Source organism: Shewanella basaltis, assembly GCF_023283885.1.
In the GTDB taxonomy this organism is placed as follows: Bacteria; Pseudomonadota; Gammaproteobacteria; order Enterobacterales; family Shewanellaceae; genus Shewanella; species Shewanella basaltis.
Genome location: NZ_JAKILA010000029.1, coordinates 1 through 22,859 on the forward strand (window position 1 = coordinate 1; position 22,859 = coordinate 22,859).

The following is a 22,859-nucleotide window of genomic DNA, read 5'->3' on the forward strand; positions in this document are numbered from 1 at the left end:
CAAGGCGAATTAACGCGTCAATAGCTAGCCTATTGCAAGTTAATTCAACGCAGTGAGGAAGGCAAAGGACTGCTTGAAAGGCGTTTGTTATCCAGAGCTGAGGTTGATTAGTTAATATCGCTTATAACGTCGTTAAAAATGTTGAAGGTAGCACAACTACCTTCAACATTTCCGCCTTGTACTAAACGATTTTTCCTACTTAATCTCTGATCACTTATTTATCCTAACTGGTATTTCTTTAATTTTAGGGGTTAACAGGTTAAAATTTGGCTTCCTTTTTAGCATAAGCACCTAGTCATGGCATTCATACCACGTGATATCTAACATTCGAAATTATGATTTGCACCTTGTGATCGTGTTTATGTCTCTTGCTGCTGCAGTGCTTTGTTCATTAGGCGTTGGCAGTGCTCTTATTGCTGAAACTGGTAACATCAGTCTTGAAATGCTAATGATCCGTCCTGATATGCTAGGGGATTATATGAACTCCCCTTTAGCTGTAGTGTTTAATTTGTCTTTATTAGCAGGCGGGTCATGTTTATTACTTGCCATGGTGGCAGTGTTTAACACTTACCATGATCCATTGAGTCGCTATTTAGCGTTTGTCGGCGGCATTGTGGGGTTGAGTATTATTTTAATGGGGGTGTTTCCAATAAACTTGTTAGACATGCATCGTAAAGTGTCTACCTTGTATTTAATCAGTTCTGTTGTGCTTCATTTTGTGTGTGTACTGGATTACTTTAAACCCGGAAGCACCATGAATAAGCCCATGCTTTCACTCACCATAGTTGCACTCATCAGTGGTAGCGCGTTGATGGCGCTACTTGATTGGAATTTATTAGATTTTCCCGCCTGTTCAACTGTTCTACCGCAATTTTGTCTTGTGTCTTTAGCCATGTGGTTGTTAACCCAAGCCAACATTTTATGGTGTGTTTGCTTAAGTTTAAACATGATGAAAACGATTAAAGTACAGCAACAAGTGGCCTATAAGTGGTTGCAGAACTACTGATGTTGCCAATGTTTTAAGGTGTGGGTTAGCGATGGCTTTGATCCGTATTAGTCATTATTTGGCTCTGTGTGGCGTGGCTTCTCGGCGACAAGCCGCGCGGCTTGTTGAAGCTGGGCGAGTCACTATTAATCAGCAGGTTGCTGCGCATACTGACCGAGTTGAGAGCCTACATAAACTCGATATTTGTGTTGATGGTCATCCTGTTTTGGCGCCGCAAGATAAACAATATTGGCTGTATAACAAGCCAGTTGGCATCGATTGTCGGCTATTGATTAATGACTCCTGTAGTTTGCTTCATTTGCTCCCTTCGAGCCCAAGGTTGTATCCTGCCGGACGTTTAGATAAAGATTCTCGTGGTTTATTGTTATTAACCAATGATGGTGAACTCACTCAAACCTTAATGCATCCTGATTCTCATCACAGTAAAACCTATTTGGTACAGGTAGATAAACCGCTCACGGCTAAGTTTTTAAGTGATATGGCCTCAGGGGTGAGTTATGGCCAGGTGCAAACAAGGCCATGTACCATAAGGCTAGTTAACTCGATAACGTTTGAGATTGTGCTTACCCAGGGGTTAAACCGTCAAATCCGCCGCATGTGTCAGGCGTTTGGATACCAGGTGATGGACTTATTGAGAATAAAAATAGCGGATGTGTGTCTTAATGACTTGCCAGAAAAAACCATGCGGCCAGTGTCGGCCGCAGAGTTATTGAGTCTAAAGCAACTCACTCAGTCAACGTAACCGAGTGAGTTTAAAGACTATTGAGCGATGTCCATTTCAGCGAGTAGGTTGTCAGCATTGTCTAAATACTTCATCACCCACAACATGTAACGGCTATCGACTTGAATTGAGCGATTGCTTTGTGCATCGTATCCCCAATCACCAATGATGCTTTCGTATACGCCATCAAATAATAAACCAACTAACTCAGCACGGCCGTTTAAGGTTGGTGAACCTGAGTTACCACCAGTGGTGTCTAGCGTGGATAAAAAGTTAACGGGTACAGAATCAATGGCCTTAACGTAGTAATCGCCGTACTGTTTTTGTTTAATCAGTTCAAGTTGTTTAGCGGGTGCATCAAATGGATCAACTCCAGTGTCTTTGGCTAAAAGCCCCTCTAAGCGAGTAAATGGCTCAGCAATTAAACCATCTTGTGGCGAATAACCTTTTACGTTACCCACAGTGACACGTAAGCTTGAGTTAGCATCTGCGTAAACAGGCTTACCCAGCTCGCGATTATAGGCAATAATGGCATCCATGTACTGCGGGCGCACTTTCATTAAATCGCCGTCTAACTGCTTTTTGGCCTTTTCTAGCGCCATATCGGCATCATAGGTTTTAACCGCCAATTGAATAAAGGGATCGTTTGATGCTTTAAAGTCTGCAACCGATTTATTCATCCAGGCTAAACGTGTGTCTTTGTCGCCTAACTGGGTCTTTGCATACATGTTGTCGAGTGTTTTAGCTAAAGTCTTTGCATCAAATTTATCGGTAATGCCAAAGGCTTTATCGAATGACGCAATACGTTGTTTTGCAGGTAATGCAGCATAGCGAGTTAACAACTCCGCAAGTAGGGCTTTATCAACACTGGCAGCATAACGGCGGTCAATTCGCTCCATGCTTGAGGTAAAGTTAATCATATCGCGGTCTTGATAGCCTGGCTCACGTGCCATGTCTGCCAATGTTTTCTCGTGAGCTAAACGATACAAGCTGCGCGCTGTGGTCACCATGGTGGTGTATCCTATGTAGCTCAGCAACACATCACGTTCTTGGTTTTGCTGGCTTTTTGCTACCAGCTTTTCAAGATTTGAGAGGGTTTCACCATATTTTTGTTGGCGCTGCTTATCTTTGCTAATCCAATTTGCTAAGTCTGTTTCAATTTTTTTGCGCTCAGCCAGCATGGTTGATTTGCCATAAAACTCAATCATAGAGGCAAAGTTTTTAGCGTAGTTGGCAAGACCTGCAATTAAGCTTTCGTATTTTATGCGCTCGTCGCTGCCTTCTGGAGCGGTTGTTTTGATGATATCAATCATGCGCTCTTGCAAGACTTTTCCTTCAGGATAAGCCCAACCAAATTGATTACTCACTTCATCTGCGGTGCGATAACGATTCGTGCGTCCAGGATAACCGGCCACCATCACAAAATCGCCATCGCTCACGCCTTTGGCTGATACTTTTAAAAAGCTTTTAGGCTCATAAGGAACGTTGTCTTTGCTGAAATCGGCAGGCTTACCGTCTTTAGATACATAAGCACGATAAAACGAAAAATCACCGGTATGACGAGGCCACATCCAGTTGTCGATATCGCCGCCGTATTTCCCTACGCTTGCCGCTGGGTTATAGGCTAAACGTACATCGCGAATTTCAAGTTGTTTCACAAGGTAGTATTCTAACCCGCCGTGAAAGCTATACACCTGACAACGATAGCCGTCTGCTTTTTCACATTCTGCAACCAAGGCTTTTTGCTGTAACTCAATCCCTTTGTAAAATGCATTACCCACTTTGTCCATTTGGCCAGCGGTTACTTTGTCTGTCACGTTGGTCACTTCTTCGGTGACAAAAATACGTGAGCCGGGAGTTGCTGGTAATTCTTCAGCATAGGTTTTTGCTAAAAAACCATCTTTCAAGAGGTTTTTTTCTGGGGTTGAGTTGTACTGAATTGCACCGTAAGCACAATGGTGGTTAGTCACCACTAAGCCTTTGGGGGATACAAATGATGCGGTACAGCCGCCTAAGCTAATCACCGCATTCATTGGGAATTCAGTTAATTTGGAAATGGATTCGGCACTAATTTCTAACCCTTTTGCTTTGAGCTCGTCAGCCATTGCAGGCAATTGATGTGGCTGCCACATTCCTTCATCTGCCGACGCACCAAAACTGGCCGCGATGGCTGCGGTTAATAACCATGTTTTCATTATAATTAGTCCATTTAGATATTATGAGTTGCCCAAAAAACAAAAAAGTCAGGCGAGGCCTGACTTTAACAAAAGTTTTAACATCATGATAGCGGCTGAAAAACTCGCTTACAAATCATTAACAGCCTGGCTAACCCAGTGCCACCATTAGCTGTGCAAACACAATCAATACCCCAGCAATACCTGCCAATAGCAGCGCAACAATACCGCCAGATACTTGATAACCGCCCAAGTCTTGAGCACGTTGCTTTAACGCCATGGCAATGGGTAAAAAGATAATCATTACTACCAGTGGGATTGCAGCAAACCCGAGCACTTGGAAAAAGCCGTCGGGGTAATACAGGGCGCAAAGCAACGGCGGAACAAAAGTGATTAGCCAGGTTTTAGCGCGCCCAGCAACATCGTCTCTTGCGCGAGTGAGTTCTGCAACATAATCAAATAAGCTCATGGTGACCCCTAAAAATGAGGTGATCAACGCAAGGTTTGCAAAAAGATCGATGGCTTGGCTAATAACACTAGACTGGACCAGACCTTGTAATGCCGCCACCAGTTTAGGCAAAGAACCACCAAAGCTGTGAACGGTTTCGCCGCCTAGTGATCCTAGGGTGACCAGTAACCAAAGTATGTAACAAACGAGTGGAATGGTTGAGCCAATTAATAAGACTTTTCTCAGTGATATGGCATCACCGTCAAGGTAGCGCACAATTGTGGCTATACAAACGTGAAACCCAAAAGAGGTAAATACTACTGGAATGGCCGCTAACCAAAGCTGTTGCAGTGCATCACCAGAGGCCACCGTAGTTGAGTAGTTATTCAATGCAGTCATTAGGTTGACATCGGGTAATAAAAAACTCACGACTACCACCAATAACAATACCATCGCAGTGAATAAAATACGTGAGATTTTATCAATCCATTTTACACCGACCGCAATGAGTCCTCCAAAAAATACGGTAAAAAGAATAACCGCAACCTGGTTGCTCATGTTGATACCAATGGGTTCTAAACGTGTCTCAAGTAACGACGAGCCTCCCATAAGGTAGACCATAGTTAAGGCAAATAATAAACTGAGAAAGGAACCGCCTTGAATGAGTTGTCCTAATTTACCTAACGTTTTGCCTGTAATCACATGCACATTATCACCGACACCACTGCGCAAATTAATTTCTAGCATCAGTAACGAGGTGTAAGCTGAAATGGCCCAAATCACCACGAGTAGCATTAATGCGGGAATAATCCCCAATGCAGCCGTTGCTAATGGTAACGCGAGCATACCACCACCAATGGCAGTGCCTGCAACAATAGAAATAGAACCTAAGGTTTTTAAATTCACAGCAAACGTCCTGCTTAATTATTATTTTATTTGTGTCGGACATTAGCAGAATGGAGACTGAGCAGGCAAGGATCTTCGAGAGTTAAAGGCCAACAGCTGTGTTTATAAACAATTACATAACATTTGACCAAACTATTTTACACGGTATTTTTGCAATGGCGTATCATTACGACATTGCTTTGTTGCATGTCGGGGTTTAGCCAATATTTACAATGTAAAAATGCTTGATTGAATAAATGATGTTTATCGTTATAATACGCCTCGTTTTAGGGGAGTAGCTAATTTTGCCATGCTGGATAAGCATGCAAGATGTCTGTATCAACATATTTGGCCTCATGCCATGGTGCAGACAGTAACAGACTGTTAAATCAGTGATGTTTCCAAGCGAGACCTAAGCACAGTAACTGCATCAAGGGGTATGCGGTGGCTTGTGCTTAGTTGTCATTTACCCCTAGGATAATCACATTGGACGCGTTACTCACTTCTACATTTTCTGTCGCAATTGCCGAAATCGGCGATAAAACACAATTACTCGCCCTATTATTAGCCATCCGTTTTAGCAATAAATTTGCCATTATCAGTGCTATTTTATGTGCCACTTTAATTAATCACGCCATAGCTGCATGTATTGGGCAATGGGCGATAGACTGGTTAGATCCTCAATGGTCTCAATATGTGGTCGCTGGCTGTTTTTTTGCCATTGCCTTGTGGGTGCTCATTCCCGATAAAATGGACGATGACGATAATCGTTTTTATAAACTGGGTGCATTTGGTGCCACATTTATTTTGTTTTTTATTGCAGAAATAGGGGATAAAACACAAATAGCGACCGTAGTGCTTGCTGCAAAATACCACTCACTAACCTGGGTTATTATTGGCACGACTTTAGGCATGTTAATCGCCAATGTGCCTGTGGTGTTAGCTGGGCACTTTAGTGCTGATAATTTACCGATGAAACTTATCCACCGTGGTTGTGCAGTGATTTTTGCATTACTTGGGGTTGCCACGCTCATGTGGTAAACAGAGGATGATGATCAAAAGCCAAACTCTTGATAAACCGCCTGAGGATTACCTTGGGTGGTAGCAATTGCGTTATACCATCACGCGTTAGCAAATAATCTCTTTGCGAGAATTTAAAAGGACTTAAACAAGGCGAATGACTGAATGAATAGTGATTCTCTTTCGAAGTCATGCAACGCAGTGTAAGCCCTTTTAACACTCGCCTAAAAGGAATGCCCCAGCCGTTTTTGCTTTACGTTCTCACTATTTGAAAGGGAACAACCATTACTACATAACCTCAACTCTGGATAAGAGATGTATTGATAACGATATAAATCAATAGATTGACTAAAATCCACTGTCAAGCTTGTGATGTGTTTTGCTAACAAGGCGAATTAACGCGTCAATAGCTAGCCTATTGCAAGTTAATTCAACGCAGTGAGGAAGGCAAAGGACTGCTTGAAAGGCGTTTGTTATCCAGAGCTGAGGTTACATAGCGACGCCTTAATCAAAAATCGCTGGACGCATTCACAGTGGTCACTTATTAATGCGCAATGGTATTACATGCTCACGGTGGCTTTGTTGATCCCTGCATCAGGCTGAATGGCTGAATGTTTTGGTACTAAAAAGCGTTTTGACTGCCCTGGGTAGGTATTATTTGCAGCGCTGATTTTTGCTTTGTTATCAAAAGAGGATGGCCGCATGTTGGCGCAAGATTAACAACATTAGTCATCAGTACTGGTAATGCATGGTCGAAGTCAGTTTGTTAATTGAATTTTTTGTGCAGTTGAACACATTCCACCCGCCTTAGTTGGTTAAAATATCAACATAAGTCTTGGTTTTTATATTACTAAGGAGTGGGATATGAGTATTAAAAAGCACGGTTTGTCGATTGGTATAAATCGAATTGAGAATGCGTTTTTCGTTACACTCAAGGCGATAGGTACCTTAACCCATGAAGACTATCAAATTATTACCCCCATGCTTGAAGGAGCATTAAGTCAAGTCAAGCAACCTAAGGTGAGTTTATTTTTGGATGCTACAGAACTTGAGGGGTGGGATCTTCGGGCGGCCTGGGATGATTTACAACTAGGGCTAAAACATCAATCTGAATTTGAGCGGATTGCCATTTGGGGTAACAAAGGCTGGCAAGAATGGGCTGCAAAAATGGGCAGTTGGTTTATCGCGGGTGAAATGAAGTATTTTGAAGACCAAAATGAAGCGCTGAAATGGTTACGCTATTAAAAACAAAAACCTAGCGTGCATTGCTAGGGTCTGTTGATCTTTCAAGGTTATTTTTGCAGCGAATTGTTGGCCATTACTCATATACAAGTGCGCGGCAGAGACTTTGAAGTGTAGTTATTCTACATAAAAAGTCGATAACGCAGTAAAAATGACCAACAAACGCTGCCCACAGGGTTCGGCTAAAAACGTTTTACTCTTTGTTGAATAGATTTTGCTTAGGTGGCTAGGCTTCAATCCATTCGCCTCGATTAAAACGTTTTTAACTCGAACAAAATTCAACCTGCAAAGATCAACAGACCCTAGGTTTTTGTACACCATTTATTTATGCAGTGGTGTTGATGTTATGACCGCTATTACCTACAGGTTGAGGCGCAGGTGCTGCCGCTTCAATTAACTGCAATGCCATTTGGCCTTCTATCTTCTGTTGCTCTTTTGCCATCACAGCCACTTTTAAACTGTTACCAGAATCAATGGTTGTTGGCATTGATGATGGAGCATTCACACTGATTGACATATCTTATCCTCAGTTTTCATTTCGTTTAAGTCTATCGGCATCAATGAGCAAAACTTGAGCCCTACTGTAGGGCTTCATTTTAATGACCGATACATTGCGCGCAATGAATATGTGATATTATTCATCTATGTTGAAGTATCCTATTGGGTATACTACCCATTATTTTTTGAGTTGAGTAAAGCTTATGTCTACTAAACAGGCTGTAAATCCTTTAGCACTTGAAAACCAAGTGTGTTTCTCATTGTACAGTGCGACCAATGCCATGATCCGCGCCTATAGACCCTTACTTGATGAACTGTCACTCACTTACCCGCAATATTTAGTGATGATGGTGCTTTGGCAAGAGCCAGGTATTAGCGTGAAAACCTTAGGTGAAAAGTTACATCTAGATTCTGGCACCTTAACTCCATTGCTTAAACGGTTAGAGGCAAAAAAATTAGTGAGCCGTGGCCGCAGCGACTTAGACGAGCGAGTGCGTGTGTTACACGTGACCGACGCGGGGCGTGAGTTACATCAACAAGCTCTGGCGATTCCAGAGCAAATGCGCTGTAAGGTGGGCGGAACGTTAGACGATTTAGCACAACTTAAAAAATTGTGTGATCAAGCATTTGCTATGCTGAATTCGGGCGAGGCAACTAGCTGTGAAATGTGATTATTTTCAGCGTGGTGATTGTTTATCTTGTCGCAACATTGTGCAACCAATGGCACAGCAAATTGCCATTAAACAACAGCAGCTTGAGGCGTTATTTGGTGAGTTACCGGTAGAGCAATGGCTACCACCGGTACTAAGTGCCGAGTCTGGTTTTCGTAATAAAGCAAAAATGGTGGCACTAGGTGCCGCGCATCGACCCATCTTAGGCTTAGTGAATCCACAAGGCGAGGCCGTTAGCTTATGTGATTGCAGCTTGTATCCGCATGATATGCAAGTACTGCTGCATAGGTTAGAGCGTTTTGTGCAACAAGCGGGTTTACCGCCATATCGTGTCGACAAAGCCAAAGGTGAACTTAAATACATCTTACTGACACGCAGCCAAAAGTACGGCCAATTTATGTTGCGCTTTGTACTGCGCAGCGAGCAAGCCATTGCCCGCATTGAACGCGAGTTACCACAACTGTTACACGAGTTTCCTGCGATAGCGTTGGTGTCGGTTAATCTTCAACCTGTGCATATGGCAATATTAGAAGGCGAGCAAGAAATCTTTTTAACTGAGGCTACTCGTTTAGAAGAACAGTTTAATCATGTACCACTGTTTATTCGCCCTAAAAGTTTTTTTCAAACCAATCCTGAGGTTGCAGCACAGTTATATCAAACCGCTCGCGAGTGGGTGGCAGAGTTTAATCCAAGTTACATTTGGGATTTATTTTGTGGTGTAGGAGGATTTGGCCTACATTGTGCCGATAAGCATATTCGTTTAACCGGCATCGAAATTGAGGCCGAAGCCATTGAATGCGCCAAACTATCAGCTGAAAAATTAGGCTTAACTCAGGTTGATTTTAGTGCGCTTGACTCAACTGCATTTGCCCAAGGCCAGGCCGTACAAGACAAACCTGATTTGATTATTGTTAATCCACCAAGGCGTGGATTAGGCAAGGCATTGTGCCAGTCATTAAGTCTTTTTGCGCCTAAAGCCATAGTGTATTCGAGCTGTAACCCCAATACGTTAGTGAATGATTTAGCCAGCATTGAGGGTTACCAAATCACTAAAGTGCAGTTGTTTGATATGTTTGCGCATACTGACCATTTTGAAGTGTTAGTCATGCTAGAAAGGCGGTAAGTGGCAAGTGGTCATGAAACTGTCATTTTTATGTCATAAAATCATGGCTCAACATAAAAAGGATCTCGGGCGATGTGGCAAATCTTCAGTCGTTTTTTAGCGTTAGGCTTAATCAGTTTTGGTGGCCCTGCTGCTCATATTGGTTATTTTAGAAAAGCATTTGTTGATGATTTGCAATGGCTAGACAGTAAGCAATACGCCAGTTTTGTTGCCTTAAGCCAATTTATGCCTGGTCCCGGGTCTAGCCAAGTCGGCTTTGCTATTGGTTATCACAAAGGTGGGGTGTTTGGTGGGCTCGCGGCATTTTTGGGATTTACTTTACCGTCGTTTTTACTGCTGTTTTTGTTCGCAGTAACCAGTGCGCAATGGTTAGAAATTAGCGCTGTACAAGGCATGATCCACGGTTTAAAACTGTTGGCCGTCGTGGTCGTTGCTGATGCGACCTTGTCCATGTTTACTCAATTTTGTCAGCGTAAAACCGCTAAAATGTTAATGGCCACTACCGCAGTGGCAATTATCTTAATGCCGTCGATGTTAATGCAAATTGCGGTGTTAGTGATGGCCGCAATCATTGGGGGAATTTTACTGACCCGCGGAGAAAATATTACCCCTGAAAACCCACCCATCACCCTAAATTATTCTTGGTTAGCCTTGTTTATTTTATGCTTGGCCAGTTCGCTGTATTTTATTGGCCAGGATGACACTATTGGGCAAATATTTGCGCAGTTTTTCCAAGTTGGCAGTTTAGTGTTTGGCGGCGGGCATGTGGTGCTCCCCTTATTAGAAGCTAGTGTGGGCGACTACATTACTCCAGATCGTTTTTTAACTGGCTATGCACTAGCACAGGCGATACCTGGGCCCATGTTTACTCTTGCGACCTTTTTAGGGGCTGATTTATGGCTAGAGTCGCCAATATTAGGCGCCATAGTGGCGACAATTGCAATATTTTTACCCGGGTTTTTACTTATGTTAGTGGGCTTAAAAAGCTGGCATACCATTAGTCAGCGCCCCCATATTGCAGGCGTGTTAGCTGGTGTTAATGCCGCGGTTGTCGGCTTGTTATTCGCGGCGCTTTATCAGCCAGTATTTACCAGTGCGGTTATTATGCCACTTGATATGGCGCTAGTGATTATTGGCTTTAGTCTGTTAAAGGTATTTAAGCCTGGCATTGTTTGGCTGGTTATGGGGTTTGCTGCAACGGGTGCATTATTAACCTTAATATAATTCCAATGAACAAGCGACCACCTAGGGCTAGGTGTAAGCCCTCGGTTAACACTGGTCGTTTTTGCGACATGTTTCACTTTATTCGGCGCTAAAGTTTGGCTACAAGCTGTAAACATCTATACTCAATAGATTATTACTACAAAAGGCTGACAACTATGCTGAAATCCTCCCTTCGCAATAAGCTTTTGGGGCTATCACTAATCCCTTTGTCATTAACTTTGACCGTATTATTAAGTGTATTTTACGTTAACGAGGGTACCTCGTTAGAAAATGATATCGCTCAGTTTCGCGGTGAGTTAATTTCAGAAAGAAAAAGTCAACTTGCAGAAGCCACAGAAATCGCTCGAGGTGTGGTTGAATATCAATTGTCGCTTGGCAGTAGTGGTAATGTGAATCAAGCATTGCGTGATTTACGTTTTGGCAGTGCAGGCTATTTTTTTATGTATGACGATGCTGGAAACAGTGTTTTTCATGCAACGATGCCAGAGTTAGAAGGGCAAAACAAAATTGATATGGCTGACCCTAATGGCACAAAAATTATTGTTGGCTTACTCAATGCTGCCAAGTCTGGCGATGGTATATTTTCTTATTTTTATAAAAAACCGGGCACAGAGCAGTTAATTGAAAAACTGGGGTATGCCGTCATGGTGCCCAATACTAACTGGATGTTAGGCACTGGTGCTTATATTGATGATATTGAGCAAGCCATTGCTAAATTTCATGATGAAAAAACTGAACGTATGCATCAAAAAACGTTAATGTTTTTGCTTATGGCGTTAGGCTTAACCGGCATTACAGCGTTTGTGGTTGTGGTCATGGCACACAAGCTGGTTGTGCCAATTCAAAATATGGCTAATTCGTTAAATGATATCGCCAAAGGGGAGGGTGATTTAACTAAGCGCTTAGCTGTTACTAGCGAAGATGAAATTGGCCAATTAGGCAGTGCGTTTAATGAGTTTGTCGACAAACTACAGCATATTATTAGTGATGTCGCCGGGGCAACCGACAGAGTAAAACATGGCGCGCAGAGTATTAGCGGCCAAACGGTGTCGATGACCGAGCAACTTTATAGCCACAATAATGAAATCGATCAAATTGTGACAGCCATTACTGAAATGTCGGCAACCGCAAATGATGTGGCACACAATACCAGCATGGTCGCCGATGCAACTCATACAGCATCAGGCAATGTGACTAAAGCACAAGAGTGTGTCGATACCTCATTAACTGAAGTGTCTAATTTAATGAAACAGATTGATAATGCCGCGGCAGATGTTCAATCGCTGAGCGAGCAATCGCAAAAAATTAACTCTGTTCTTAGTGTGATTGGTGGTATTGCTGAGCAAACAAATTTACTGGCGTTAAATGCCGCAATTGAAGCCGCGCGTGCAGGTGAGCAAGGTCGAGGTTTTGCGGTTGTTGCAGATGAAGTCAGAAACCTTGCCAGCCGTACCCAAAGTAGCACGGTCGAAATTAACGATATGCTATCGCAACTGCACAAATTAGTGACCAAAGCGGTGCAAACGATGCAACAAAGCCAAAGTAGTTGTTTAAGTTCGGTTGAGTCTTCACGGGCTATATCAGAAAGTTTAGGCGCAGTGACATCTTCGGTAACGAGCATTAATGATATGAGTACCCAAATTGCGACAGCGGCAACAGAACAAAGCTCGGTGACAGAAGAAATTCATCGCAATGTTAACTCCGTACAAGAAATCGTTAACTCATTATTGGCTGCAAGTCAGGATGCATCTGGCTTGAGTAAAGATGTGGCCAATGAAGGTCAGACTCTTGCTAAGTTAGTTGGACAATTTAAAGTTTAACGAAATACTGCCTTAGTTAAAAAGTGAACCCTTATGGGTTCATTTTTTTATGCAAAAATACGTATTGCTAAAAGCATTGAGGTGCTGAAATTTATTCGCCATTAGTTTGTTAATAATCGACCTTTCGGTCTAGGTTTAGCGCGAGTCATGGGGTAAAATGCGCCGTTGCACCTTTTGTTAACTGCTAATTTAAGTTGAATATTCATGTTTGAAGTTAATCCGGTAAAATTCAAAATCAAAGAGCTTGCTGATCGTACTGAGTTACTTCGGGGGTATCTTTGACTACGCTGCTAAAAGCGAGCGTTTAGAAGAAGTCAGTCGTGAACTAGAAAGTTCGGAAGTGTGGAACGTGCCTGAGCGTGCGCAAGCACTGGGTAAAGAGCGTGCCGCATTAGAAGCCGTTGTTAAAACCATTGATGATATGGACGCAGGTCTTGAAGACATTGAAGGATTGCTTGAATTAGCAATCGAAGAAGATGACGAAGAAACCTTTAACGATGCCGCCGCTGAGCTTAAAACCTTAGATGCACGTTTGGCTGATTTAGAATTCCGCCGGATGTTTTCGGGTAAAAATGACGCCTCAAATTGTTACCTGGACATTCAATCTGGCTCGGGTGGTACAGAAGCCCAAGATTGGGCCAACATGGTATTACGCATGTATTTGCGTTGGGGCGAAGCACACGGCTACAGCCCTGAATTAATGGAAGTTACCGACGGTGATGTTGCGGGCATTAAAGGCGCAACCATTAAATTTACTGGTGAATATGCGTTTGGTTGGATGCGCACCGAAACGGGTGTACATCGTTTAGTGCGTAAGTCGCCGTTTGACTCGTCGGGTAAACGCCATACGTCTTTTTGCTCGGTATTTGTGTACCCAGAAATTGACGACGACATTGAAATTGAGATCAATCCATCTGACTTGCGTATTGATACCTACCGCGCCTCTGGTGCCGGTGGTCAGCACGTAAACAAAACGGATTCAGCGGTACGTATCACTCACTTGCCAACCAATACGGTTGTGCAATGTCAAAACGACCGCTCGCAACACAAAAACCGTGACTCAGCCTTTAAACAATTAAAAGCGAAGTTATACGAGTTAGAAATGCACAAGCAAAATGCCGACAAACAAGCCGCTGAAGATGCTAAATCTGACATTGGCTGGGGCAGTCAAATTCGTTCGTACGTATTAGACGATGCACGCATTAAAGATTTACGTACAGGGGTTGAGAACCGCAATACTCAATCTGTGTTGGATGGTGATTTAGATAAGTTTATTGAAGCCAGCCTAAAATCAGGACTTTAGTTTAATCAAATTAACTTTTTTCGCCATGTATCAAAGTGTGGCGAGTAAACGCGAGAATATAACATGACTGAACACGTACAAGATGAAAACAAACTGATTGCAGAGCGTCGGGCTAAATTAGAACACATCCGCACTAACTGTCCTGCAAATGCTCACCCTAATACATGGCAACGTAGCCATAAAGCGGCTGAGCTTCAGGCACAATATGGTGATCAAACAAAAGAAGCCTTAGAAGAATTAGGTTTTCAAACCAGTATCGCTGGCCGCATTATGGCAAAGCGTGGCCCGTTTTTAGTGATCCAAGACGTGTCTGGTCGTATTCAAGCTTATGCTGGCAAGCCAGTACAAGGTGACTTAAAAGAGCGTTATCAAGGTTTAGATATCGGTGACATTATTGGTGTTAAAGGCCAGTTGCACTTATCTGGCAAAGGCGACCTTTACGTCAACATGGAAGAGTACCAATTGCTGACTAAAGCATTGCGTCCATTACCAGAAAAATTCCACGGTTTAACAGACCAGGAAACGCGTTACCGTCAACGTTATGTCGATTTGATTGTTAACGAAGACTCGCGCAAGGCATTTGTTATGCGCTCAAAAGTGGTTGCAGCGATCCGTAACTTCATGATCAAAAAAGAGTTCATGGAAGTTGAAACCCCAATGATGCACGTTATTCCTGGTGGTGCGTCGGCACGTCCGTTTGTGACGCATCACAACGCATTAGACATGGCAATGTACCTACGTATTGCACCAGAGCTATACCTTAAGCGTTTAGTTGTGGGTGGTTTTGAGCGTGTGTTTGAAATTAACCGTAACTTCCGTAACGAAGGCTTGTCACCACGTCATAACCCAGAATTCACTATGATGGAATTCTATATGGCGTACGCAGATTACAAAGATTTAATGGATCTCACTGAAGAAATGCTCAGTTCAATCGCCATTGAATTATTAGGCAGTGCGCAAATGCCATACGGCGAGCACACCGTTGACTTTGGTGGCCCTTATGCGCGTTTAAGCATGTTAGAAGCGATTCAAAAGTACAATCCAGATAACGCTACCATTCAAGCAATGACCTACGAGCAAGTTAAAGACGTTGAATTTATGCGTGATTTAGCATCAAGCCTTGGCATCAAGCTAGAAAAATTCTGGACTTGTGGTCAGCTACTAGAAGAAATCTTTGGTGAAACCGCCGAGCCTAAGTTAATGCAACCTACGTTTATTACCGGTTACCCAGCAGACATTTCGCCGCTTGCACGTCGTAATGATGATAACGATTTTATTACCGATCGTTTTGAGTTCTTTATTGGTGGCCGTGAAGTGGCTAACGGCTTTAGCGAGCTTAACGATGCAGAAGATCAAGACAACCGCTTTAAAGCGCAAGTTGATGCAAAAGATGCGGGCGATGATGAAGCCATGTTCTACGATGCAGACTACATCACTGCACTTGAGCACGGTTTACCGCCAACCGCGGGTCAAGGTATTGGTATCGACCGTTTAGTGATGTTATTTACTAACACTCATACTATCCGTGATGTGATTTTATTCCCAGCGATGCGCCCACAAGCGTAATCGCGCCTGTTGGTTTAGCCAATATTGTAGTTATTAAAACCAGCCTGCGGGCTGGTTTTTTGTTAAGCATAATCTGTTAAAAAATGTCGATTTAAGGCACAATAGCCGCAATTTAACGTGTCAGCCTATAGGAACTCACATCATGCAAATAACCTTAACGACGCCAGACGATTGGCACCTTCATTTTCGTGATGGTGACATGCTGCGTGAAACCGTACCTGCCACGGCAAGATTGTTTAGACGTGCGATTGTAATGCCTAACTTAGTGCCGCCAGTAACCAATGCCGACATGATTGTGGCCTACCGCGAGCGCATCTTAGCGGCACGCCCTCAAGGTAGCGACTTTGAACCATTAATGACACTGTTTTTAACCAACAATACAAGCGCCCAAGATATTATTGACGCAAAAGCCGCTGGCGTTGTTGCGGCTAAGTTATACCCAGCAGGAGCTACCACAAACTCAGATGCCGCAGTAAAAGCATTAGATGGGTTATTTCCAATCTTTGAGGTGATGGCACAGCAAGGCATGTTGTTGTTAGTGCACGGTGAAGTGACCGAGTCGCACATTGATATTTTTGATCGCGAAAAACTGTTTATTGACCGCTACTTATCACGCATTGTCGCTGCCATACCTCAGCTTAAAGTGGTGTTTGAACACATTACCACCAAAGAAGCTGCTGAGTTTGTGGCGGGGGCGTCAGCCAATGTGGCGGCCACCATTACACCGCAGCATTTACTGTTAAATCGTAATGATTTGTTAGTGGGAGGGGTGCGCCCGCACAACTTTTGTTTGCCGGTATTAAAGCGCAATATTCACCAACAGGCGCTGCAAGCCGCGGTGGCAACGGGTTCAAGTAAGTTCTTTTTAGGTACCGATTCGGCCCCACATGAAAAACACCGTAAAGAGTCTGCATGTGGTTGTGCTGGCTGTTACAGCGCTTGGAGTGCGTTAGAGTTGTATGCCCAGGTGTTTGATAACCTAGGTGCATTAGATAAGCTAGAGGGTTTTGCTAGTTTCCATGGTGCTGATTTTTATGGTTTACCACGTAACACGGGTACTGTGACCCTGGTTAAACAAGAATGGACAGTGCCAGAAGAAATTATTTTGCCAAATGGTAATCCAATCGTGCCATTTTTTGCCGGTCAAACCGTTAGCTGGAAAGTACAAAGCGCTTAATCGCTGTAAGTTGACCGGTATTATCGTAATGGCTATGTGCTAGTGACATAGCCATTACCTTATGTTGTCAGGCTCTTGTTGTGCCTCTAATAGCGCTTCAAATTCAGATTGAGGTAAAGGTTTGCTAAACAAGTAACCTTGGCCATAATCGCATTTTAATGCATTGAGCAATTGGTATTGCTCTTCTGTTTCAATCCCTTCAGCGACCACCTTTAAGTTTAATCCATGGCCCATAGCAATGGCTGCCCCCACCAACTCTAAATCGCCTGGGTCGACGGTTATGTCATTAATAAAGCTTTTATCCACTTTTAACGTATCAAAAGGGTAACTGCGTAAATAACTTAAAGATGAGTAACCAGTACCAAAGTCATCCATCGATATGCTGACCCCAATATCGTTGATGGCCGCTAAGTTACGATTAATAACCTGGTCGCCACTGAGCAATACCCCTTCGGTAATTTCTAACTCTACACTACTGGGTTGAATGTTATATTGGCCTAGTAATGACGTCAGTACATCGACAAATTTGTTTTCTCTAAATTGTTTTGGTGACACATTGATGGCAATTTTAAATTGGCTATTAAACTGGTTTTGCCAGTGATGGGCGGCCCGAAAGGCGTTTTCTAGCACAAATTCACCTATAGGAATAATTAAACCAGTTTGCTCTGCTATTGGAATAAACTCGTCCGGGGTGACATTGCCCAGTTGCGAATTTTGCCAACGCAATAACGCTTCAGCACCAACGACGTGTCGATTATGGATATCAACAAAAGCTTGGAAGTAAACCGTCAGCTCCCCCTGGTTAAGGGCGTTACGTAACTGCTCTTCTACTTTCAGTCTACGGTGCATGTCGTTATTCATTTGGTCGGTAAAAAATGTGTATGTGTTTCGGCCTTGTTCCTTAGAGTGGTACATGGCTGAGTCAGCCTGTCTTAGCAGTTCTTTGGCATCTTTACTGTCATTAGGGTAAAGCGCGATACCTATGCTAACCGTTGACACTAATTCACGGCTTTCAAGTTTAAAGGGGGAGTAAAATTGCTGCAGTAACTTATTTGCTGCAACCTCAATATCGCTCTGGTCGTGGATATCGTTAAGTAAAATAATAAATTCATCGCCACCAAGGCGTCCCACTACATCATCGCTACGAATGGTATTTTGTAAGCGTGCAGCAGCTTGAATCAAAAGCTCGTCGCCCACAGAATGGCCCAAGGTGTCATTCACTTTTTTAAAGTCATCTAAGTCTAAAAATAATACTGCAAGTTTGTTGTGGGTCATTTTTGCTGCATTGATCATTTGAGCCAAACGTTCAAGCGACAACAATCGATTAGGTAAACCTGTGAGGCTATCGTAATGTGCTTGATGGAGTATTTTTTCTTCTTGCTGTTTGTATTGTGTGACATCTTGTTTTAACGCCAAATAATGCTTAGTCACCCCTGTGTGATCAAAAATAGGGGCGATGTGGGCGTGTTCCCAAAAGATATCGCCGTTTTTCTTTCTATTTTGTAATTCCCCTTGCCACGCCTTTCCAGCAGCAATGGCTTGCCATAATTCGTAATATAAGGATTTAGGGGTTAACCCTGATTTGAGCATACTGGCAGATTGGCCAATGACTTCGTCAGCGCTGTAGCCTGTGGTGTTTTCAAATGCACTGTTTACATACTCTATTTTACTGTTTGTATCGGTTAACACCATCGAAATAGGGCTTTGCTCTATGGCTTGCGACAGGGTGAGCGCTTGCTCTTCTGCCTTTTTTTGAGCGCTTAAATCAATGTCGATGCAATAGAGTTCAGGTTCATTATCAGTATTATTGATGAGGGTATGTGAAGAATAAACCGGTACCAAACTGCCGTCCGCTCGCTTAAGCAATAACTCTTCTGCAGGAATAGGCACACCGTCATCTATCCAGGCATTCACACTGTCAATAACATGTTGGCGATACGGCTCTGGAATAATTAACTCTTCAAGCTTTTTCCCCAGTGCTTGTGCTTTTGTGTAACCATAGAGGCTTTCGCTGGCTTGATTCCAAAAAATCACCGATCGATTTTTGTCGTAACCCTGCACTGAAATTGAAGGGATTTTCTCAAATATCTGTCTAAATTTAGACTCGCTGAGTAACAGCTTTTTTTCTGCTTCAATGCGTTCAGAAATGTCTTTCACAAAGCAAAAAAACATACCGTTATCGCCTTCCCAATAACTGACCGTCACTTCAACATGATAAAGATGTCCTTGCTTATGCCTGTGTAATGAGTTGTAACTAAATCGTTTTTTATGTTTTGCTCGTGCTAGATTGGCCTGTGAAAATTGGCGTGTTACATCGGTTTCGATCTGGTTAACAGACAGGCCAATCAGTTCATCTATGGTGTAGCCTGTCATATTGGCAAAGCTTTGGTTTGCTTCAATAATGTCACCGTTTAAAGATAAAATTAAAAAGCCGTCCTGGGCGGTACTAATAATGTTTTTATAGGTCGATTCGCTGCGTTTTAATTGTTTTTCAATATTGAGCTTTTCTGCTAAATCACGGCTCACGCCCACTACACCTAAAATATCGCCATCAATATTAGTAAAGGGTGTTTTTTGAGTGCGATAGATATGTTCAACCCCATCTGATGAGTAAACTTTTTCGTCATACACTAGGGTCTTATTAAGTTGTAACACTTGGTTATCATCGGCAATAAATTTAGCGGCTTGTTCGTGTGTAAATAAGTCGTGATCAGTATGATTTTTTATTTTATCCATTGGCAGTGAGAATTCTTTAACGAAGGCTTTGTTACAACCTAGGTATTTGCCATCTGTCGACTTATAAAAAATGAGGTCGGGTATGCCATCAATAATATTTTGCAGAAGGTTTTTTTCGGTTTCGAGTAACTGTTGATGACGCAATAATTCTTGAGCCAGTTTTTGGCTGTCGATCCGGTGTTTGAGTAATAGACCTAATAAAAAGGACATCGCGGTGAATACTGTTAATAGTGTTGGGAGGATGGTTGAAATTATCTTGTATCTGTCTTCAATGGGCATTAATAGCAGGCAGCCAATAACCAGTAATTCAACCACAACGCTCATTGCTAAAATATTTTTCCAGTTAAGCGTATGATGCGATTGAATCAACCAATACCGCCAGGTTAACCCCAGTAATGCGCTGGTGACAATAATGACACTTCCAACATAAACGCCATCACCGCCAAGATAAAGCCTAAAGCTTATGGCGAGTATTGTTGCAATAAGTGTTGGGATAAAACCAAAAAATAAGCCACTTAAACTAAGCAAAATCCAACGCGCATCAAAAAATACCCCGGGGCGAAGTTCCCAAGGATTACTCATTACGCTAATGGCAATGATGCCAATAAAAATACCGCTTAATATTGACTTATATTGAGTAGAAGCAAAGTGTTGTATTCTTACTGCATCGAAGATAACAACGAGTGCGAGCAGTAAGACGGCGTTATTCAATAAGCTAAAAAAACTATCCATTGGTTCCCCGCAAGTAAAAGGGTATGTCATCCATTACGTTGTAAATCGTCAGGCTCGAGCTATTCACGAGAATGTCATTACCACATCAATATGTTGCCTTTTATCCTCATATTGACAACACCGCCGCGTGTCTCAAAGCTTGCTTTATTGAGTTTAGTCGTTAATTAATTTTTAACCTGAAATCACTGATTAATTTATAGATATCCCACTGATTTTCTGTCGCGGCATTAGGCTGGCAAGCAATAGCATCAGGTATTACTAGGGCCTGTTGATCTTTGCTGGTTGAATTTTGTTCGAGTTAAAAACGTTTTAATCGAGGCGAATGGATTGAAGCCTAGCCACCTAAGCAACTCTTTATTTGTAAAGCATCGTTCAACAAAGAGTAAAACGTTTTTAGCCGAACCCTGTGGGCAGCGTTTGTTGGTCATTTTTACTGCGTTATCGACTTTTTATGTAGAATAACTACACCTCAAAGTCTCTGCCGCGCACTTGTATATGAGTAATGGCCAACAATTCGCTGCAAAAACAACCTTGAAAGGTCAACAGGCCCTAGAGTGTTTAGTCGCACCATACAAGCAACTGCAAACAGTAATGTTAAAACAAAAAAACCAGGAAATGCGTACTAGGCTTAGGTTTTACTTACTTGATAGTATTGAATGTGGATATCGAGAACCGGGTGTTGCTTAAGTTGTTGGGTATATGAATGATTAACGGCTACATGCTACTGAGTGTGTCGCATACTGGTTTGTGTGTTTGCGTAATGTCTGACGGCATAAAGGCAAAGGTAGCCGAGGCTACCTTTGTGTTTACGTGACATCATCAATATGAATGCTTAGGCGTGTTAATGACCCAATACAGTCTGTTGTGAATGGTTACTTAACCTGAGCTCAGGTTACTTACTGTCTGAGCGAATCACCAGTTCAACCCGGCGATTTTGTTTTTGGCCCGCTTCATCAAGGTTATTGGCAATAGGTGAGTACTCGCCAACCCCTTTAGCTTCTACCTGTTGTGCAGCAATAGAGAACTGTTTAATCAATCGGGTTTTAATTGCTGTAGCACGTTTTTCTGACAAGGTTTGGTTATACGCTTGCGAACCTTGGTCGTCTGAATGCCCTACCACATAAAAGAGCTGCTTCGGGTGCGTTTGAAGGTATTGAGCCACGACTTCTACAATCGGATAAGCTTCTGGCAGTAATTCATCGCTATCATATTTAAACAATAAACCGTCTAGCGCCACATGGCCCGTTTTGGCTATCTCATCGGTTAAGCCCTGTAAATCAATACCCACACGGTTATTGTTTAATGTGGTCTCTTCAATGATCCTAATTTCAGCTGATAATCGCCCAGAATAGCCAATAACATACACCATGACATATACATTTCCCTCGGGTCGATCTAACTTATACAATCGATAAAATTGGCTGTCGTCCATACCGTTGGACATCAGTAATTTTAAGGCGTCATACATTTCCATTTTTTTGCCACATTGTTTACCTGTACAAGCAAAAACTTCACTAAAACCAAGTTTGGTTAATGCGTTTTGATAATTAGCATTTATCTCGTATTCAGAATAAGTACGAGGTAACACGTAGCCAATATCGGTGATTTTACCGTCTAGCATCTTAGTCTCAAATTTCTTGCCGTTTTTACCTATTAATACGGCAATTTGTCCAAAACTATGGCTGGTATATTCATCAATATAAGCACCAGGTATGCGAGTTAACATTGGATGGTCTGCAGAGTTTTTTTCATCTTTTTTGCTATTGTCTGTTACTGCTATTTCACTCACTTCTTGTGATAAATAACCTTGATTAGTGGTGACTAAATCTAATGGTTCATCGATGACTTCTATAATATTGAGTTCTAAATTAGTGTAACGAGCCCAGCTAGCAGCATATATCGATACGTAAATTTGCTTTTTAGGTGAGGTGATTTTTGCTGTTAACACTGATGGAGATGTTCGTGAATTTGTTTCTAGTGGCTTAAGAAATTGCTGTAACTTATCTTCATTACCACAACTTGCTTGTTCACATTCAAAAATGATCTCGGCATTGAGCGCTTTTAGCTGATTTTTATAGTTATTGATTAAATGAGCCGGCGTGTAAGATGGCGGTAGCTCATAGTTGGTTCTAGTCAGTTTGCCTTTCACTTCTTTTGACTGAATATTTTTATCGTCAATTGCCGTGATCAATTGCACCGGCGTGAAGTGTCTAAGTTCACTTTTTGTGTCTTTTACCTCTTTGGGCTCAGAAAATAACTCTTGTGATGTAGCAGACAAAGCGTCCATTGCAGGCATCATCGTCATGATGATTGTCAATGACATTAGCGCAGGTTTTAACATTTCAACTCCCTGTTGTAATAAAGTATCCAGTACGATTAAAAAATAACATTAAGTGATCATAAGATATTCAAACATCATCTGGGTGTAAAACAAATACTCATAGAATAACTATCGACTTATTACTTTTGATGTTTTTGGTTTTTAAATGACATCATAAAGGGTGTTTTTTTTG

Annotated in this window: 17 protein-coding genes and 1 pseudogene; 11 read left to right on the forward strand and 7 right to left on the reverse strand. The window is 42.4% G+C overall.

What is annotated here, in order from left to right; genetic code table 11:
- Positions 1–361: 361 nt before the first annotated feature.
- Entirely contained in the window at positions 362–1,006 is a 645-nt protein-coding gene (locus L2703_RS17085; protein WP_248972273.1) for a DUF998 domain-containing protein, read from the forward strand.
- Between the two features lie 40 nt (positions 1,007–1,046).
- Positions 1,047–1,748 (forward strand): RNA pseudouridine synthase, encoded by a 702-nt coding sequence (locus tag L2703_RS17090; RefSeq protein WP_248972307.1) that lies wholly within the window; start codon positions 1,047–1,049, stop codon positions 1,746–1,748.
- Positions 1,749–1,765: 17 nt separating this feature from the next.
- On the opposite strand, the gene L2703_RS17095 is transcribed toward L2703_RS17090, so the two are convergent.
- Together L2703_RS17095 and L2703_RS17100 are read right to left on the reverse strand one after the other, a co-directional pair.
- On the reverse strand, positions 1,766–3,922 hold the full coding sequence (locus tag L2703_RS17095; protein WP_248972274.1) for a S46 family peptidase: 2,157 nt from the start codon (positions 3,920–3,922) through the stop codon (positions 1,766–1,768).
- 130 nt (positions 3,923–4,052) lie between these two features.
- Positions 4,053–5,255, reverse strand: a complete 1,203-nt coding sequence (locus L2703_RS17100; RefSeq protein WP_248972275.1) for an aromatic amino acid transport family protein — start codon at positions 5,253–5,255, stop codon at positions 4,053–4,055.
- A 465-nt stretch (positions 5,256–5,720) separates the two neighbouring features.
- Here L2703_RS17100 and L2703_RS17105 point away from each other — a divergent pair, with 465 nt between their 5' ends.
- Complete coding sequence (locus L2703_RS17105; RefSeq protein ID WP_248972276.1) at positions 5,721–6,275, forward strand: TMEM165/GDT1 family protein; 555 nt, start codon at positions 5,721–5,723, stop codon at positions 6,273–6,275.
- A gap of 539 nt (positions 6,276–6,814) precedes the next feature.
- Here L2703_RS17105 and L2703_RS17110 read toward each other — a convergent pair.
- The gene (locus L2703_RS17110) at positions 6,815–6,958 is read right to left on the reverse strand and encodes a hypothetical protein (protein ID WP_248972277.1); all 144 of its coding nucleotides are present in this window, start codon (positions 6,956–6,958) and stop codon (positions 6,815–6,817) included.
- Positions 6,959–7,118: 160 nt separating this feature from the next.
- Here L2703_RS17110 and L2703_RS17115 point away from each other — a divergent pair, with 160 nt between their 5' ends.
- Positions 7,119–7,499 carry a SpoIIAA family protein gene (locus L2703_RS17115; protein WP_248972278.1) on the forward strand — a complete coding sequence of 127 codons (381 nt, stop codon included), beginning with the start codon at positions 7,119–7,121 and terminating at the stop codon, positions 7,497–7,499.
- Between the two features lie 10 nt (positions 7,500–7,509).
- On the opposite strand, the pseudogene L2703_RS17120 reads toward L2703_RS17115, so the two are convergent.
- A pseudogene (locus L2703_RS17120) lies at positions 7,510–7,733 on the reverse strand (hypothetical protein).
- Between the two features lie 88 nt (positions 7,734–7,821).
- On the reverse strand, positions 7,822–8,013 hold the full coding sequence (locus L2703_RS17125; RefSeq protein WP_248972279.1) for a cytoplasmic protein: 192 nt from the start codon (positions 8,011–8,013) through the stop codon (positions 7,822–7,824).
- A 184-nt stretch (positions 8,014–8,197) separates the two neighbouring features.
- Here L2703_RS17125 and ohrR point away from each other — a divergent pair, with 184 nt between their 5' ends.
- From ohrR to pyrC, 7 genes are all read left to right on the forward strand, one after another.
- Positions 8,198–8,665, forward strand: a complete 468-nt coding sequence (gene ohrR / locus L2703_RS17130; RefSeq protein ID WP_248972280.1) for a transcriptional regulator OhrR — start codon at positions 8,198–8,200, stop codon at positions 8,663–8,665.
- A 49-nt stretch (positions 8,666–8,714) separates the two neighbouring features.
- On the forward strand, positions 8,715–9,788 hold the full coding sequence (rlmC, locus tag L2703_RS17135; protein ID WP_283107949.1) for a 23S rRNA (uracil(747)-C(5))-methyltransferase RlmC: 1,074 nt from the start codon (positions 8,715–8,717) through the stop codon (positions 9,786–9,788).
- A 72-nt stretch (positions 9,789–9,860) separates the two neighbouring features.
- On the forward strand, positions 9,861–11,012 hold the full coding sequence (chrA, locus tag L2703_RS17140) for a chromate efflux transporter (protein ID WP_248972281.1): 1,152 nt from the start codon (positions 9,861–9,863) through the stop codon (positions 11,010–11,012).
- A gap of 155 nt (positions 11,013–11,167) precedes the next feature.
- Positions 11,168–12,832 (forward strand): methyl-accepting chemotaxis protein, encoded by a 1,665-nt coding sequence (locus tag L2703_RS17145; RefSeq protein WP_248972282.1) that lies wholly within the window; start codon positions 11,168–11,170, stop codon positions 12,830–12,832.
- Positions 12,833–13,036: 204 nt separating this feature from the next.
- Positions 13,037–14,135 (forward strand): peptide chain release factor 2 gene (gene prfB, locus L2703_RS17150; protein ID WP_248972283.1). Its coding sequence is split into 2 segments (ribosomal slippage): positions 13,037–13,111 and positions 13,113–14,135, totalling 1,098 coding nucleotides; the frame shifts between segments, so codons are not numbered across the junction.
- Positions 14,136–14,198: 63 nt separating this feature from the next.
- Positions 14,199–15,701 (forward strand): lysine--tRNA ligase, encoded by a 1,503-nt coding sequence (gene lysS, locus L2703_RS17155; protein ID WP_248972284.1) that lies wholly within the window; start codon positions 14,199–14,201, stop codon positions 15,699–15,701.
- 139 nt (positions 15,702–15,840) lie between these two features.
- Positions 15,841–16,878 (forward strand): dihydroorotase, encoded by a 1,038-nt coding sequence (gene pyrC / locus L2703_RS17160; RefSeq protein WP_248972309.1) that lies wholly within the window; start codon positions 15,841–15,843, stop codon positions 16,876–16,878.
- Between the two features lie 54 nt (positions 16,879–16,932).
- Here pyrC and L2703_RS17165 read toward each other — a convergent pair whose 3' ends face one another.
- The gene (locus tag L2703_RS17165; protein WP_248972285.1) at positions 16,933–20,346 is read right to left on the reverse strand and encodes an EAL domain-containing protein; all 3,414 of its coding nucleotides are present in this window, start codon (positions 20,344–20,346) and stop codon (positions 16,933–16,935) included.
- Positions 20,347–21,238: 892 nt separating this feature from the next.
- Complete coding sequence (locus L2703_RS17170; protein ID WP_248972286.1) at positions 21,239–22,687, reverse strand: OmpA family protein; 1,449 nt, start codon at positions 22,685–22,687, stop codon at positions 21,239–21,241.
- Between the last annotated feature and the right edge of the window lie 172 nt (positions 22,688–22,859).